The organism is Methylobacter sp. Wu8 (assembly GCF_036440755.1).
Classification (GTDB): domain Bacteria; phylum Pseudomonadota; class Gammaproteobacteria; order Methylococcales; family Methylomonadaceae; genus Methylobacter_A; species Methylobacter_A tundripaludum_A.
Window position 1 is genome coordinate 29,288 of sequence record NZ_JAZGVT010000060.1, and the last position, 15,244, is coordinate 44,531.

General features: G+C 50.3%; 15 protein-coding genes. 5 read left to right on the forward strand and 10 right to left on the reverse strand.

The window, feature by feature from the left end; translation table 11 throughout:
• Nucleotides 1–211: 211 nt before the first annotated feature.
• From V3O24_RS09120 to bioB, 7 genes are all read right to left on the reverse strand, one after another.
• Nucleotides 212–610 (reverse strand): bacteriohemerythrin, encoded by a 399-nt coding sequence (locus V3O24_RS09120; RefSeq protein ID WP_104424981.1) that lies wholly within the window; start codon nt 608–610, stop codon nt 212–214.
• Between the two features lie 174 nt (nt 611–784).
• A complete protein-coding gene (locus V3O24_RS09125) occupies nt 785–2,638 on the reverse strand; it encodes a hypothetical protein (RefSeq protein WP_104424953.1) in 1,854 nt (617 codons plus the stop codon).
• Nucleotides 2,639–2,766: 128 nt separating this feature from the next.
• A complete protein-coding gene (gene bioD, locus V3O24_RS09130; RefSeq protein WP_104424952.1) occupies nt 2,767–3,426 on the reverse strand; it encodes a dethiobiotin synthase in 660 nt (219 codons plus the stop codon).
• Complete coding sequence (gene bioC, locus V3O24_RS09135; protein WP_104424951.1) at nt 3,426–4,199, reverse strand: malonyl-ACP O-methyltransferase BioC; 774 nt, start codon at nt 4,197–4,199, stop codon at nt 3,426–3,428. Before bioC ends, bioD begins: the two co-directional genes overlap by 1 nt.
• Nucleotides 4,199–4,975: a pimeloyl-ACP methyl ester esterase BioH gene (gene bioH, locus V3O24_RS09140; RefSeq protein WP_331307020.1), complete on the reverse strand. Its 777-nt coding sequence runs from the start codon at nt 4,973–4,975 to the stop codon at nt 4,199–4,201. Before bioH ends, bioC begins: the two co-directional genes overlap by 1 nt.
• Nucleotides 4,972–6,141 carry an 8-amino-7-oxononanoate synthase gene (bioF, locus tag V3O24_RS09145; RefSeq protein WP_331307021.1) on the reverse strand — a complete coding sequence of 390 codons (1,170 nt, stop codon included), beginning with the start codon at nt 6,139–6,141 and terminating at the stop codon, nt 4,972–4,974. Before bioF ends, bioH begins: the two co-directional genes overlap by 4 nt.
• Nucleotides 6,142–6,245: 104 nt before the next feature.
• Nucleotides 6,246–7,214, reverse strand: a complete 969-nt coding sequence (bioB, locus tag V3O24_RS09150; RefSeq protein ID WP_331307022.1) for a biotin synthase BioB — start codon at nt 7,212–7,214, stop codon at nt 6,246–6,248.
• Between the two features lie 66 nt (nt 7,215–7,280).
• Here bioB and V3O24_RS09155 point away from each other — a divergent pair, with 66 nt between their 5' ends.
• On the forward strand, nt 7,281–7,988 hold the full coding sequence (locus V3O24_RS09155) for a ComF family protein (protein ID WP_104424947.1): 708 nt from the start codon (nt 7,281–7,283) through the stop codon (nt 7,986–7,988).
• Nucleotides 7,989–8,114: 126 nt separating this feature from the next.
• Here V3O24_RS09155 and V3O24_RS09160 read toward each other — a convergent pair whose 3' ends face one another.
• The 3 genes from V3O24_RS09160 to V3O24_RS09170 all read right to left on the reverse strand — a co-directional run bounded on the left by V3O24_RS09160 (nt 8,115) and on the right by V3O24_RS09170 (nt 11,475).
• Nucleotides 8,115–8,735, reverse strand: a complete 621-nt coding sequence (locus V3O24_RS09160) for a DedA family protein (RefSeq protein WP_104424946.1) — start codon at nt 8,733–8,735, stop codon at nt 8,115–8,117.
• 514 nt (nt 8,736–9,249) lie between these two features.
• Nucleotides 9,250–10,941, reverse strand: coding sequence for a SagB/ThcOx family dehydrogenase (locus tag V3O24_RS09165; protein WP_331307023.1), 1,692 nt, complete (start codon nt 10,939–10,941; stop codon nt 9,250–9,252).
• A 270-nt stretch (nt 10,942–11,211) separates the two neighbouring features.
• Nucleotides 11,212–11,475: a nitrogen fixation protein NifZ gene (locus V3O24_RS09170; RefSeq protein WP_104424944.1), complete on the reverse strand. Its 264-nt coding sequence runs from the start codon at nt 11,473–11,475 to the stop codon at nt 11,212–11,214.
• Nucleotides 11,476–11,677: 202 nt separating this feature from the next.
• On the opposite strand from V3O24_RS09170, the gene V3O24_RS09175 reads away from it, so the two are divergent.
• The 4 genes from V3O24_RS09175 (at nt 11,678) to V3O24_RS09190 (ending at nt 15,214) form a co-directional block, all read left to right on the forward strand.
• Entirely contained in the window at nt 11,678–12,034 is a 357-nt protein-coding gene (locus V3O24_RS09175; protein WP_331307024.1) for an iron-sulfur cluster assembly accessory protein, read from the forward strand.
• 136 nt (nt 12,035–12,170) lie between these two features.
• Complete coding sequence (nifU, locus tag V3O24_RS09180; protein WP_331307025.1) at nt 12,171–13,076, forward strand: Fe-S cluster assembly protein NifU; 906 nt, start codon at nt 12,171–12,173, stop codon at nt 13,074–13,076.
• Nucleotides 13,076–14,284, forward strand: a complete 1,209-nt coding sequence (gene nifS / locus V3O24_RS09185) for a cysteine desulfurase NifS (protein WP_104424941.1) — start codon at nt 13,076–13,078, stop codon at nt 14,282–14,284. The genes nifU and nifS overlap by 1 nt, the downstream gene beginning before the upstream one ends.
• Before the next feature lie 399 nt (nt 14,285–14,683).
• Nucleotides 14,684–15,214: a WbuC family cupin fold metalloprotein gene (locus V3O24_RS09190; RefSeq protein WP_331307026.1), complete on the forward strand. Its 531-nt coding sequence runs from the start codon at nt 14,684–14,686 to the stop codon at nt 15,212–15,214.
• Nucleotides 15,215–15,244: the final 30 nt, after the last annotated feature.

Here is a 15,244-nt window from a genome sequence, read left to right on the forward strand (position 1 = left end):
TTGTATGCGTTATATCGTTTCGTAATTTCAGGGCATGGGATGGCCGACCCTTTTCCATTTACGTAATAATTATCACAAATAATCTTTTCGATTTTACCCTATGAGGGCAATCTATACCAGATGTCCTTTTCCTGATTTTATGTGTTGCAAAGAAAAGGCTTGTGAATCAATGTAACTCACAAGCCTTTTGTTTTTTAGCGTTGAAATTCGATCAGCTGTTTAACGCATCGGCATAAGCCATATCGAAGTTAGGAATGTGATTATCCAACCACCCTTTAACCAATTGACCGACGCTTTCGTCAACTTCCGCTTGGCCTGCATGAAATTTTGCCTGAAGACCACCGCAAATACCTACCAAGGCGTCATGCTCTTCCTTGTGGCGTTCATAGCCTGCATAGCCCTTTGCCTGCATTTCTCTTTCTTCATGGGCAAAATGATCCACTACATATGAAATAAGATCGTCTAATTGCGCACCGATTGCAGAGCGCTCTGCGCCGCCTGTTGCCAAGTCATACAGCTTATTAAGTTTATCAAACAAGATTTGGTGTTCCTGATCCGCAAAGCCGACATTTGTACCGTACTGACCGGCTGTCCAAGTAATTAAAGCCATAATATTTCTCCTGATGTTTTTATTATTGATATATACCGCAAAAATATTATGGATTATATCCGCCGCCAAATCCATCTTTAATTTTTGTTATAAATCAACTTTTTCCAGGATTATCAAAAATCTATTTCCTGCTAATTTCGGCGCGAAGCGAGCTATATCAGAATACTTTCAACGTTAGTGCAGCTTTGCCAGAAACGCCGGATCCACTCGGCAGCCGCCAATCTCCGGCCGATCCAGCAAATTCTGTTCAAAATCCCGGTAAGTCGATAACTGAAATGCAATACGCGTAATCTTGCCGCCGGAAAATTCAAATTCCATCGCACCGCCTTTAACGCGCGGACTGCCTTCTTTTGTAGTGAACAACAAAATCCCCGCATTGCCGGCAAATTTTCCCAGCCCATCGGGAGCCGGGCGCGCACAACTGAGTTCGCTTATTAATAACCCTGAAAAGACTTGCGCTAATTGGCCGGCGCTGACGATAACCCCCTCACCGGGAATGGCTGCCTGAGAAGGCGCTGCCGCAACAGGTCCAGCCGGAGCAGAAGCATCCACTGGAGGCGCTGCCACCACAGGAGGATTCAATAACAATTCCAGGCCGAAATCACCTAAATGGTTTTGCAGCAACACACTGCCGTCGCCATTTTTCGCCGTAGCCAGCAAAGGGAACAGTTGCTGCTCCATTTCCACCTTGTTTGGGTTTTTCAGCACCGCGACCAACTGCCGTTCAATCGACTTAAGCGGCGTGAACAGTTGCTCTTTTTTCTGGCTCGCCTCACCCATCTGATCCCAATCGGACTGCGTATTAACCGGCAAACCCATCGCTTTCATGACCGCATAGTCATCAGGTGCCAGACAGTTAGCAAAGTTTTTGCTGCGATAACCTTCCAAAACCTTGGGCCGCATTTCTTCACTCAACGTTTTTTGCCGGCTGACATTGTAATTATTCCAATCGCCATTCTTAGCCAGAAAATAGTAAATCACCGCGTTGCGATCAAATTTATTAAAGCCCAAATCTTTCAGCACCAGCTTCAATTTCCGGCAATTGCCTTCGACGTCCTGGTAATTATTCCAGTCAGGCTTTAGATTCGGTTTTGCCGGATGTTTCGATTGCTCGATCAGCTGTTGAAGATTGATTTCCCCGGCCGCTGATTTCATCGGCGAATAGCCTATTTCTTCGAACGACAAATCGCGCGCGTCCGGGATGCCGTCGGCAGTCGTCTTTAATAACAAAGAAGGCAGAATTTCCGGATAAATCTTCAGTTCGCCCAGTTGCTTGGTATCCGATCCAAACAGATTCATCCCGCCTTCCGCCACATCAAAAACCTTAAACATCGTCTGATTCAGCGTTCCGGTCTTACCCGAATAAGCCGTGGCGACAGGCAGCGAATGCGACTCCGAGCTATGTTTGGCCGATTGATGGGTCGCAGGCGTTGTTACTTCCGCTTGCTGATTGCTCTTTACCCATTGCCCGGCAACCTGCCCCATGATTGCAACCCCCATGCCGACGCCTGTCAACGCCAATAAATTGCCGGCCGCATTCACATCATTGACCAGGCTTGACACGTCCACATCGCTGTTAGCGTTAGTGTAAAAATTATAATCGACCAGGGTTTCCTTGCCTGAATCCAGGCGTATCCAGGGCGTCAGGTAAAGTTTTTTAGCATCGAAGGTAAAATTGCATTTGCCTGTTGTCGCCTGATACAAAAAGCCGGTCGCTTCACGGCTGAATTTAAGCGCCTCGTTACGCACGTTATAAATAAGGGCGGCCGATAAATCGCCTTTCCCATAAGACGGCGTCATATTAGTACAGCCGCCTTTTAATACGTTGTCACCTTTAAAATCGAACTCCGAAATCAACCGTACATAATAGTCGTCGCCATCAATAGCTTGAAAGCCTTGCAACGGTTGAAACTGGCTGGCCTGGGTTGACGGGTGATCAACCACAATTTGCCGGGTTGTTGTACATCCCGACAACAGCGTACCGGCAACTAAAATGAATTTTACGGATGAGATAGTGCGAATCGACATGCATTAACCTTGCGCCGTCAGATAACGGCGAATCAAACTGAAAAAAAATCAAAATAATAGGGCTTTATCAAAGACTTTGTCATGCTTTATTTTGCCAAGCCAGCGGCAAAAGCATCACAAATACACAGTTACATCTTCAATTGTTCGGCGAAAAAATCAAAGTCAGCGACTTCCCTATAGGGCAACACACCCAACAAAGGCGCATCCACCGTGCTTTTTATGGTTTGGATATTCTGGTCGCCGCCTAACAATTCCGGCTCTGTACAGACTGCGATCCAGCCGACACAGTTCACGCCTGACTGCGCGACCGCCTGATAAGTCAGTCTTGCATGATTGATACAGCCGAGCCTGATAGCGACAACCATAATAACCGGCAGAGCCAGCAATTTTGCCAAATCGCTGATAGTTTCGCGCTCATTTAAAGGCGCATACCAGCCTCCGGCGCCTTCGACGACAATGATGTCGGCCAGGGTTTTCAATGTCTCGAACCCGGCTGCCAACTGACCCAGCTTAACCGGATTATTTACACCTGCAATGTGCGGCGAAACCGGCAGCTCGTAGGCGTAAGGATTGATCAAGTCATAGTCGATCGGCAATGACGCATTTGCTTGTATCAGCAACGCATCTTCATTTTTCAGCCGCCCTCCCTGTATTAAACAGCCTGAAGCAACCGGCTTCATGCCCGCAACCGATTTCCCTTGGCTTTTAAAATAACGCATCAGCGCAATCGTCGCCCAGGTCTTGCCGACATTGGTGTCGGTACCGGTTATAAAATACCCTTTTTCCATTAGCTTGCCGTAACCATAATGACCTCGAAAGTCGCCGGAATCAGTTCGCCGGTTCGATGCCGCTCGTAAGCCGCAACCATCCGCTGCATCTGCGCCTTGGTAGTGATACTTTTGTTACGCCCGGCAAGCACATTATGCGCGCCGATATGTTTCAACTCCTTCATCAACGTCAAAACCGAATCGTAGTTTGATATATAAACATTGGTTTCAACTACTATCTCTGTATAACCCGCCAGCTGAAGAAAACGTCTTAGCCGCCGCTCACTGTAAAAGTCATTAACATGATTAAAATCGTCGGCTTCCGCCCACGCCGCTTTTAATTCCTGTAGCGTTTGCGGGCCGAATATCGAGAAAACAAGGCGTCCGCCCGGTTTCAATACCCGCTTAATATCGGCAAAAACGCCTTCCAGATTGACGCACCACTGCAACGCGAGATTGGAAAACACGCCGTCGACAACGTGTCCGGCGAGCGGCAATTGTTCGGCATCGGCGCATACATAGCCGACATTGGCCGTATCGATGAGTTTTGTTCGCGTCACCTGCAACATCGGCAACGCAATATCCAAGGCGATAATAGGCCTTGTACGCGCCAACAGCCCGGCGGTTAAAAAACCGGTGCCGCAACCCAAATCCAACAAAGTTCCGGCCGGATTCTCTTTATCGACACTGTCCAGCAGCACCTTACCGACACTGCGCTGCAAGTCGGCAACGCCGTCATAAGTCACCGAGGCCGCAGCAAACGACTGCCTGATTTTGGCTTTATCTAAATACATTATTCATCCATAAATCGGGAAATAATCGCCGCCGTTTCCGAGCCGTGCGACAAAAACGGCACATGCCCTGCCCTGTCGATAATATTCAATTCCAGACTCGGCAATAACCGCCGCATTTTTTGACCTACGGCTACAGGAACTAAGGTGTCCAGGCCGCCCAACACGACCGAAACAGGGACGCTCAATCCTGATAAAACCGGCCTCAAGTCTGCCTGTTTAAGTATATCCAAGCCTCCCTGCAAAGTGGCTTGATCCGGCGCATCGCATTCGAATACGGCTGTTTTAAGCGCCTTCAAAAGCGCTTTCCGATCCGGCATGCCGTTGACCTGCAAGGATAAAAAACGCAGCAAGGTCGCCTGACAGTCATTATTCAAATGCTCGGCAAAATCATCCAGTAACCGGGCATCCATGCCCGGCCATGCTTGCGTTCCCAAGCCGGAGCTTGGGAACAAGGGATTCCCCGCCAGCAAGATCAGTGCAGATACCCGCTCAGGATAACGACCGGCTATATCCAGCACCACCGTCGCGCCCAACGACCAGCCCAGCCAACAACTCTTCTCGGGAACCACTTTAATCAACTCTGCGCCAACCCGTTCCAGCGTAAACGGATCAATTACTTCGCTACGCCCGTGCCCCGGCAAATCGATGCAAGTCACCCGGTAATGCTGTGCCAATTGCCGGGCAAACTCGCGCCAGATACCGGTATGCATCGCCCAGCCATGCACCAGCACTATGGGCTTGCCTTGCCCGAACGTTTCCAAATGGATTTTTGTCACTTGCTGCCTGCAATTGCTTCGGCTAACGCGTCCAACAACCGATCGACATGCTGCTCTTCATGCAAAGCTGAAAAAGTCACCCGCAGCCTGGCACTGCCTTGAGGCACCGTAGGCGGACGAATCGCGCTGACCAGAAAACCGGCAGCCAATAAAGCATTGCTGATGTCTACGGCCCGCTGACTGCCGCCTATTAAAATAGGCTGAATGGCCGACGATGACGGCATCAATGTTATGCCCAACTGCTCTGCACCCAGTCTGAACCGCTCGGACAGTTGTCTAAGCTTGTCCCTGCGCCAGTTTTCCGCGATCACAATTTTCAAGCTCGCCCGCGTCGCCTCGGCAACCGCCGCCGGTAACGCGGTGGTATAAATATAAGCGCGAGCTTTCTGGATCAAGGTTTCAATCAACACCTCGGAACCGGCGACGAACGCACCGAAAGTGCCCAAGCCCTTGCCCAAAGTCCCCATCAGCACCGGCACATCATCCTGATTAAGGCCGTAATACTCCAGAATCCCGCCGCCGTGCTCGCCGATCACACCCAGCCCGTGCGCATCGTCAACCATCAGCCAGGCATCATGTTTTTTTGCGGCAACCGCCAATTCGTCCATCGGCGCAAAATCCCCATCCATGCTGAATACGCCATCGGTAACGATCAGCGTGCGGCCCAAGGTTTTATCCAGGTTTGCGCCAAGATCGACTGCGTCAGCATGGGCATAGCGCTTAAATCGTGCGCCGGACAACAATCCGCCGTCCAGCAAAGAGGCATGGTTTAACCGGTCTTCAAACACCGCATCGCCGCGGCCCAACAACGCCGAGATCACGCCGATGTTTGCCATGTATCCCGTGGAAAACAATAACGCCCGGTCGCGCCCCGTAAACTCCGCCAGCTCTTCTTCCAGCGCATGATGAGCCGCACTGTGTCCGCAGATTAAATGCGCCGAACCGCTGCCGACGCCGTATTTATCCGCCCCGGCTTTAAACGCGTTGACCACATCGGGATGATTGGCCAGCCCCAGATAATCATTGCTGCAAAAATTGACGATATGCCTGCCGTCAATTTCCAGGTTAATGCCTTGAGGCGATGCTATGACCCGCCTGGAACGATACAAGCCTTGCCGGGCAATATCGTCTAGGCTGATTGTTAATTGTGAGAATGGAGGTGTCATAAAAATCGGTAATACTCACCACGAAGAATGAAATATAAAACTTCGTATTCTTCGTGTCTTCGTGGTGAATAATTTCTTGACTGGCAACAGGATGATTTAATTCATCAAGCGTAACTTGAACCGCCGGAATGCACACCCAAGCGGTCAAACAACGCCAAATCACGGTTAGTCATCGGATTATCGGTGGTCAATAATTTATCGCCGTAAAAAATCGAGTTGGCACCAGCCAAAAAACACAGCGCCTGCATTTCATCGCTCATGTTATTCCGTCCTGCGGACAAGCGCACCCGCGACTTGGGCATCATGATTCTGGCAACCGCTATGGTTCGGATAAAGATGATCGGGTCCAGCGATTCGGTACCCATCAGCGGAGTGCCTTCAACCTGCACCAGCATATTGACCGGCACGCTTTCAGGGTGCTTGGGCAGGTTTGCCAGTTCGATCAACAGATTAGCGCGGTCGACATCGCTCTCGCCCATGCCGACGATGCCGCCGCAACACACATTAATCCCAGCATCCCTGACCCGCGCCAGCGTGTCCAGTCGGTCCTGGTAAGTCCTCGTGGTGATGACTTCGGAATAATAGTCTTCCGACGTATCCAGATTGTGATTGTAATAATCCAGGCCGCCTTCTTTTAACCGGATCGTTTGGGTATCGGTCAGCATGCCCAAGGTTACGCAGGTTTCCAGGCCCAAAGCCTTGACGCCCTGAACCATTTCCACGACCCGTTCCACATCCCTGTCTTTAGGCTGACGCCAGGCCGCACCCATGCAGAAACGCGATGCGCCTTGATCTTTGGCAAGTTGCGCCGCCTGCAAAACCTTATCGACCGGCATTAAGGCCTCGGGCGTCAAATCGGAATCATAACGGGCGCTTTGCGGGCAATAGCCGCAGTCTTCGGAACAGGAGCCGGTTTTGATGCTCAACAGACTGCTAATCTGAACCTCATTGGGATCGAAATTCTCCCGATGTACGGTTTGCGCCTTAAAAATCAAGTCATTAAAAGGCAACGCATAAAGCGCTTGCACTTCATTCAACTGCCAGTCATGGCGAATTGCAGGGTTTGCAGACATTCTGTTAAGCTCCGGTTACGGTAATATTTAAACAAAGACAATTCATAATCTTGTCAACCTGTTCAAATGAAAATGGTATACAACTGGATCAATATTATACAGGATTACTTGCTTCCGCCTACCTGCATCTTGTGCGGCAATCCAGGATGCAATTCGCGCGACCTCTGCCATTCTTGCTACACGCATTTGCCTAGAAATAATCTGTGCTGTTATCGCTGCGCGGAAATACTGGAAACGCCGGTCACCACTCCCGTGCTGTGCGGCCGCTGCCTGAGCCGCCAACCTGCCTTTGACGAGACTTACGCTCCGTTCATTCATCAGGGAGCTATCCGGCATCTGATCGGCACTTTGAAATTCAGCTCCAATTACAAAAACGCCCGCTTACTCGGCATGTTGCTGGCCGACCACCTGAAACAAACCGCAGAACGCCCCGACTTGATTTTACCGGTTCCACTGCATAAAACCCGTTACCGCCAGCGCGGCTTCAACCAAGCCATAGAAATCGCCAGAACCGTCGCCAAAGAATTACAGATCCCGTTAGATGTAACCAGTTGCAGTCGGCACCGAGACACGCCCCATCAAACCCAGTTACCCGCCAAAAAACGCCAAAAAAACCTGAAAAACGCCTTTTCCGTCATCAAGCCTATTCATGCACGGCATATCGCGATACTTGATGACGTCATGACCACCGGCTCAACAGCTCATGAATTGGCTTATGTATTGAAAAAAGCCGGAGTCGGCCGGGTTGATGTTTGGGTGTGCGCCAGGGCTTGATTCGCATCAGCGCCAAAAATCGGCAATATGCCGCCAACGGCGCTGGAAAGATATGCAAAACATTCAGGCGGCCCACATACTCTGAATGAAATATGCGCCCCCGAGCACCAGTAAGCGAAGAATCTTCTATTCTTCGGCTCGGATACGGGCAAGCTTTCTGCGATGTAGAAAAATATAAGCCGTCACCAAAACAACGCTGGCCGCCAACACATCGATAATCACTTGATGAGAGTATTGCTTGATTAAGTCTTCGTTATGACCCAACAAATAGCCAATCCATGTCAAAATGGATACCCAGATGAACGCGCCGAGCAATGTATAAATAGAAAATTTGATGTGACTCATGCCCGCCAATCCTGCCGGCAGCGAAATCAAATGGCGGATAACCGGTAACAGTCTCCCAATAAACGTAGAGATTTCACCATGACTGGCAAAATAATCTTCAACACGACGGAAATGCTCTTCGGTTATGAACACATAACGTCCGTACTTGAGTAGCAGCGGTCTTCCCAAATAATGCGCGGCAAAATAATTCAGATAAGCGCCAAACAGACTGCCCAAAGTGCCGCTGAGTATGACCAAAGTCATGCTCATTTTCCCTTGTTGCACCAGATAACCTGCCGGCGGCATGATGATTTCGCTGGGAATTGGCACTACCGAACTTTCCAACGCCATCAGCAAAAAAATACCGATATAGCCCATAGCGCCGATAGTTGTGACCAGCCAGTTGATTACTTCGTGTAGCATTTATTGTCTCTATGTTGATGAATGAATGAGTTTCTTTGCCGTACAAAGGCGGACAAACATTACCAGAGAACACCGATCAAGGACACCAAAAAAGTTCGCGCAAGCAGCTTAAACATAGTAGCCCCGAAATTCGGATAATAGTTTAAGCGATGCCCCGAGCTAAATTAGAGACTGAACATGAGTGAAAAGAAACAAATACATTATTGCGTTTATGGCTCGCGCCGCATGAAGAAATACCAGGTTGAGTGCGGCGATTGATGCAGAAATGAGGCTTGGTCGGCATGGCGCCCGGCCCGAATATCCGTAAACCGCAACACAAATTTATCCGCACCGACTCCGTGGCGTGGACATTGTTCGGCCCAATTTGGAAGTGTGAACTGAGGTCTATCTTAATTTTTGTCTGGACAATGGGGGACACTTTGCTACAGGCATCTATGCCTTATCTCAACCTAATTGGGCATGCGTTTTTTAAAAAATGCAGCACTCCAAACATACTTATGATCTCTGCTCAACCCTACACTACATCGCCCAAATGCCCATAAGCCGGCAACGTTTCCAGCCGTTTATCCTCCAAAGGTTTGCCCACGGTAAAATGATAGAGGCTTTGGAATTCATCATTCTTGATGCCTAAAAGCTCATGCATGCTGTCATCAAAGTAACAGCCGATTCCTGTGCCGCGAAGACTTGCCGCTTCGGCTTCCAGATACAGCGTTTGGCCTATCAGGCCGCACTCCCAGAACAGGCGGCGGTATAGCCACGGCTCCGTTTCGATGACTTCGCCAAATTCCGCAATCATTCCCATACTGAAGGCGCTGTCGCTGGCGATGGGTTGATGGCAGGACAGCGTTTTGGCGATCTGCCGGCAATCGCCTGAATACAGATGATAAAGCGGCAAAGCTTCGGAGACTTTCTGCCAGTCGAAATCAGCCAGGGTTGCGGCCTGCAATGGTTCAAGGGCATCGTTATGTCTCGGCAGCGCATAGATGCCGGGGGCTAAACCTTCAACCCGATGCACAAAAATAAACAGGTGAATTTTCGGCGGCCAGCGCCACAGTTCAAATGCGGCTGTGGTCGGCAAAACGGCGGCCAGCATCCGGTAAAAATCGGTCTGCGGCATCGGCGGCATTTTGCCGTCAAACTGCTGCGCGCTGCGGCGCTGGCGGATGATTTGCGTTGCCGTTTTGGTGCAGGAGGATTTTATAAGTGACTGGTCGCACCGGTTCCCTACCGGTTGCGACACTTCTGATCTCCGTGGATGGAGGAAATGCCGAGGACTGCCGGGAGCAGTCTCGGCCGCCATCCTTGGCGGTCGTCGGGTGGTTTGCCAATCAGGTTCTTCAGTTCGCGGTTTGCTTACGGCGGCTGAGACTTCATCGATGACCGGCCATTTATACATATGATAGGCGCAAAGGCTGTCGGCTTTTCCGAACCAGTCTCCCGATACCGCGGCTTCCAGCAGGGCCTTGGCATCTAACGACTTACTGTCGGCATGCGTATGAATCCGGCAAATCATATCGGGGGATTCATGTTCCTGCTTTTTAAAATCATCCCGGTCAAGTCCCAATAGCTTGGCGATGTCGCCATCCGACCATTCGGTCAGCAACTCAACCGACCAGCCCAGCGCCGTCGCCGCGTATTGCAACGCTCCCAAGGCATGACCTATGTCATGCTGGCAATAGCGGAAGGCTCTTTCGCCGTATTTCCAAGCCTCACGCCAATGGATTGATGACAAGCCGATCAGCATGCCGGAATCTAAGGAATTGTCGGAAAACCGACAACGCTGCTCAAGGCTGTGATCGTGACTAACATAGTGGTAAACGCCTGATTTAATAAAGGTATTCCCGGCGCTGATCAGGTAAGCCTCAGTCGGGTGCAGGTTGCCGCTGGAAGGATTGCAGCGCAATGCCCAGCGGCTGGGGCCGAATTGTTTCCATGCCGACAGGCCGAAGGCCAATTCCAGCAATAAACCGGCATTAGACAGATTTAACGGTTTTGCCGGTATTGTTTCCGGGGTGTCCAGGTCGGCAAACAACGGTTCAAGTCCGGTTCCGGGTAAGGGCAGCGTGACAATCTCGCAACCGGAAAAACGCCGGAATTGATCGGGTTGGTCTTCCCAGTCGATGGATTCAGGGCCTCTGGCGTATCGCTCCAGGCTATGCTTGGTGCGGTTGTGGTAGTTCAGGACGGTTTCGGTTTGTTTATTCATTGGGTTAAATCCAAGTCATAGCGCGAAATGCCCTTCGACAAGCTCAGGGCGAACGGGTGTGGTATCGATAGCATTGCATGTCCGATCTACATGTAACTGCTTGGCGGCTGCTAACTATAATTGATGGAACACGGATGATACTGATCGGACGACTTTAAACGGATTCTTGAAATCCGAAGCCCCGTTTATTATGCGCTTTAATCAGCATTTAATCCGTGTCGCCTAGAGGCGCCTACTTTTGGCATCTGTGTTCCATTTTCTATAGCTATATTAATTAACCAACTTAGGCTCCATAGCCAAATCTTCAAGCCAGCAGCCAATCGGGTTGCCCAGATTCATATCCTTGTCTTCAAAGCGTACCAGAAAAACGCTGCGATCCGGCTCTTCTTCCACATGCCCGATCAGGGTAATGACACCGCGGGTTCCGGCTTCGGCCAATATTTCACCTTCGCTGCCTCCGGGTATTGAGCCATCATCGGTAATCGTCTTTGCCGCATAAACGACGTCGCCTAACTCTAAATCTTCTACGTTCATTTCGTATCTCCTTTGTTTTGTAGCAAACCTTACATTGTCAGCTGGTTATGTGGTTGAAACCCGTTTGATAATACATTGTTTATTGTGTGGATGTTTTGTTAACGCCTTATTAAACAAGCCATTACTATCTAAATAATGATATGGCATACAGGTTGCTTTAGGTATTAACAAGAACGATGCCATACATTCAGGAGTGCATAAAATGATTACATTAACAGAAAAGGCCATCACCGCTGTCGGCCGCTTTATTGCCAGTTCGGAAACGCCCACGGCAGGTCTGCGGATAGAAGTCACCGACGGCGGTTGCTCGGGTTATCAATACGGCTTGAAGCTCGAAGGCAGCCATACGCCTGAGGATACCGTGATTGATTGCGGCGAGGTGAAAGTGTTTATCGATCCGGCCAGTTTGCCGATGCTGGACGGCATGTCGGTCGATTTTCTCGACAGCATCGACGGTTCGGGATTCAAGTTTACCAACCCTAATGCGGCTAAAAGTTGCGCTTGCGGCACATCGTTTAATACCAGTGCCGAAGGTACCGGAACTAAAACCTGTTCTTAGGAAATCTCTGAACAAGTTGATTCCGTTCATGGCTCGCCACGAACGGAATCAACGCAGACCGTTCGTCCTGAGCTTGCCGAAGGACATAAGCAGAGACTTCTTAACGCACCAGTAAACTCAATCCGAGGAAAAAGCCATGTGGGACTATTCAGACAAAGTTAAAGAACATTTTTTCAACCCGAAAAATGCGGGCGCGGTCGTTGACGCCAACGCGACAGGCGAAGTGGGCTCTATCAGTTGCGGCGATGCGTTGCGGTTGACCTTGAAGGTCGATGATGAGAGCGAAGTAATCCTTGAGGCGGGCTTTCAAACTTTCGGTTGCGGTTCGGCGATTGCGTCGTCATCGGTGCTGACCGAAATCATCAAAGGCATGACGCTGGATGAAGCGTTAAAAGTGACCAACCAGGATATCGCCGATCACCTGGAAGGTTTGCCGCCGGAAAAAATGCACTGTTCGGTCATGGGACGCGAAGCGCTGCAAGCGGCAATCGCCAATTATCGCGGCGAAGAGTGGAAAGACGATCATGAAGAAGGCGCATTGATTTGCAAATGTTTCGCGATTGATGCGGTGATGATCGAGGAAATGGTCTGGGCCAATAAATTGCGCACCGTTGAAGACGTCACCAACTTCACCAAAGCGGGCGGCGGCTGCGCGGCTTGCCATGAAGACATCGAAGCGATCCTGGAAAAAGTGCTGGCCGAAAAGGGCGAGAAATTCGATCCGACCGCCGCCCCAGTTGAAGCTCCGGCAAAAATCTCGGCCGTTAAAGCGCCGCTGACCAATCTACAACGCATCAAAAAAATCGAGGAAGTGCTGGAGTCGCTAAGACCTTCGTTGATGGCCGACGGCGGCGACGTGGAACTGGTCGAAGTCATCGGCAACACCGCTTACGTCAACATGACCGGCGCGTGTAACGGTTGCCAGATGGCGGCGATGACGATCGCGGGCATTCAACAACGGCTGATGGAAGTCATGGGTGAATTTATTAAAGTCGTCCCGGCATCGGAAATGAAAAAATTAGTCAATATTGAGGTGGCGTGATGACTGACATTTATCTGGATAACAACGCCACCACCAAAGTCGATCCTGCGGTGGTCGATGTGATGATTCCTTATTTCCTTGAGCAATACGGCAATCCGTCATCAATACACAAATTCGCCGATGGCGTGGCGCGCGGCCTTAAACAGGCCCGGCAACAGGTACAAGCCTTGATCGGCTGCGAACATGACTCCGAAATCATTTTCACCTCGTGCGGCACCGAATCCAATTCCACGGCGATTCTTTCCGCGATCAAGGCGCAACCGAACAAAAAGGAAATCATCACCACCACGGTGGAGCATCCGGCGATTTTAAGCCTGTGCGATTACCTTGAAAAAGAAGGCTACACGATCCACAGAATGCCGGTCGATAAAGCCGGACGCTTGAACCTGGAATCCTACAAAAAACTGTTGTCCGACCAGGTGGCGATAGTGTCGGTAATGTGGGCCAATAACGAAACCGGCACCATTTTCCCGGTCGTCGAAATGGCGGCTTTGGCCAATGCCGCAGGCGTGATGTTCCATACCGACGCGGTGCAGGCGGTCGGCAAGATTCCGATGATGTTGCAGGACACCAAGATCGACATGCTGTCTTTGTCCGGCCATAAGCTGCATGCGCCCAAAGGCATCGGCGTTTTGTACCTGCGCCGCGGCACCCGTTATCGTCCGTTATTGCGCGGAGGACATCAGGAGCGCGGCAGACGGGCAGGAACCGAAAACACCGCGTCAATTGTCGGCCTGGGCAAGGCTTGCGAACTGGCGCTGTCGCATATCGAATATGAAAACACCAAAGTCAAAGCCATGCGCGACCGCCTGGAACGCGGCATTACCGAACAGATTCCGCATTGTTTCGTGACTGGCGACATGTACAACCGCCTACCCAACACCACGGACATCGCGTTTGAATATATCGAAGGCGAGTCGATTTTGATGCTGCTGAATAAAGCCGGTATCGCGGCGTCAAGCGGTTCGGCGTGTACTTCAGGCTCTTTGGAGCCTTCGCATGTAATGCGGGCCATGGATATTCCTTACACCGCAGCGCACGGCACGATCCGCTTTTCGTTTTCGCGCTATAACACGATGCATGAAGTGGATGAGGTATTGAAAGTGATGCCCGGCATTGTGGCAACCTTGCGCAAGCTGTCGCCGTATTGGGAGGGTGACGGGCCGGTGGCTAATCCTGAGCAGGCGTTTGCGCCGACGTATTCGTAGAACGCCCAATAAGCACACAACACACATCGGTGTTATCGTTCCCAAGCTCTAACTTCCCGTCTCGCGAAGCTAGAGCTTCGCCATCCTCCGCACATTTTTGCGCGGAGGATGGCGACCTGAATGAAGCTAAGTCCATATTTGCTAATGAATTTGATACGCTTCCATTTAGACCATATTACGAGTCTGACAAAAACGCACGGCGATTTGTTGTTAAGCGCTTAGCGCTTATAGCCCGTTATTAGCTGACGGGTACTATCGTTTGAACAAATGTTTTGAATATTGCTTAAGCCGCTAAACCCCAAGGTGAGTGCATTAGCTGTGGATGCCGAGAAATGATATAGTTTTGATTTTTGGAATCTTAATTAATCCACGGAGAAGATTAAGATAGGATCAAAACGTATGATTACACCCCTCGATCAGCAACTGCTCCAAAAGCTTAGTCTGGAGGCTATAGAGTCCCCGCGCCGTCGTAAGAACCGCAATTTTCATGAAAACAGTGAAGCTCAAGCGCACCGATTATTGAATGCTATAGAGCCAAATTCCTATGTCAGGCCACACAAGCATAACGACCCAAACAAAGGGGAAACTATAATTTGCCTTTCTGGTAAACTGGGCTTAATCGTTTTCGACTCAACAGGTAACGTTGAGCAACAGCTAACATTGGAAGCAGGCGGCAAGACTGTTGGCGTTGACATTCCTTACGGTATTTTTCACACGGTCCTCGCACTGAAAAATGGAACAGTGTTCTTTGAAGCTAAAGCCGGGCCATTTGTTCCGATTAAAGCTGAAGAGCAGGCGCCATGGGCTCCAGCCGAAGGCGATGATTTAGTTACAAGTTATCTTAGGCGGATTCAACTCCGAAGTGCAATCCTAGTAATCATGCGGCATCCCTCTCTTGTTCAGGAAAAAAGACCTCATGAGGTGTTTTAAAATTGAGTGTTTTTCGAGGGCGATGGTTGA

Coding starts and splice junctions, on each gene's coding strand:
- V3O24_RS09120 (WP_104424981.1), bottom strand. CDS start 610: ATGGCTTTAATTACTTGGACAGCCGGTCAGTACGGTACAAATGTCGGC.
- V3O24_RS09125 (WP_104424953.1), bottom strand. CDS start 2,638: ATGTCGATTCGCACTATCTCATCCGTAAAATTCATTTTAGTTGCCGGT.
- bioD (WP_104424952.1), bottom strand. CDS start 3,426: ATGGAAAAAGGGTATTTTATAACCGGTACCGACACCAATGTCGGCAAG.
- bioC (WP_104424951.1), bottom strand. CDS start 4,199: ATGTATTTAGATAAAGCCAAAATCAGGCAGTCGTTTGCTGCGGCCTCG.
- bioF (WP_331307021.1), bottom strand. CDS start 6,141: ATGACACCTCCATTCTCACAATTAACAATCAGCCTAGACGATATTGCC.
- bioB (WP_331307022.1), bottom strand. CDS start 7,214: ATGTCTGCAAACCCTGCAATTCGCCATGACTGGCAGTTGAATGAAGTG.
- V3O24_RS09155 (WP_104424947.1), top strand. CDS start 7,281: ATGAAAATGGTATACAACTGGATCAATATTATACAGGATTACTTGCTT.
- V3O24_RS09160 (WP_104424946.1), bottom strand. CDS start 8,735: ATGCTACACGAAGTAATCAACTGGCTGGTCACAACTATCGGCGCTATG.
- V3O24_RS09165 (WP_331307023.1), bottom strand. CDS start 10,941: ATGAATAAACAAACCGAAACCGTCCTGAACTACCACAACCGCACCAAG.
- V3O24_RS09170 (WP_104424944.1), bottom strand. CDS start 11,475: ATGAACGTAGAAGATTTAGAGTTAGGCGACGTCGTTTATGCGGCAAAG.
- V3O24_RS09175 (WP_331307024.1), top strand. CDS start 11,678: ATGATTACATTAACAGAAAAGGCCATCACCGCTGTCGGCCGCTTTATT.
- nifU (WP_331307025.1), top strand. CDS start 12,171: ATGTGGGACTATTCAGACAAAGTTAAAGAACATTTTTTCAACCCGAAA.
- nifS (WP_104424941.1), top strand. CDS start 13,076: ATGACTGACATTTATCTGGATAACAACGCCACCACCAAAGTCGATCCT.
- V3O24_RS09190 (WP_331307026.1), top strand. CDS start 14,684: ATGATTACACCCCTCGATCAGCAACTGCTCCAAAAGCTTAGTCTGGAG.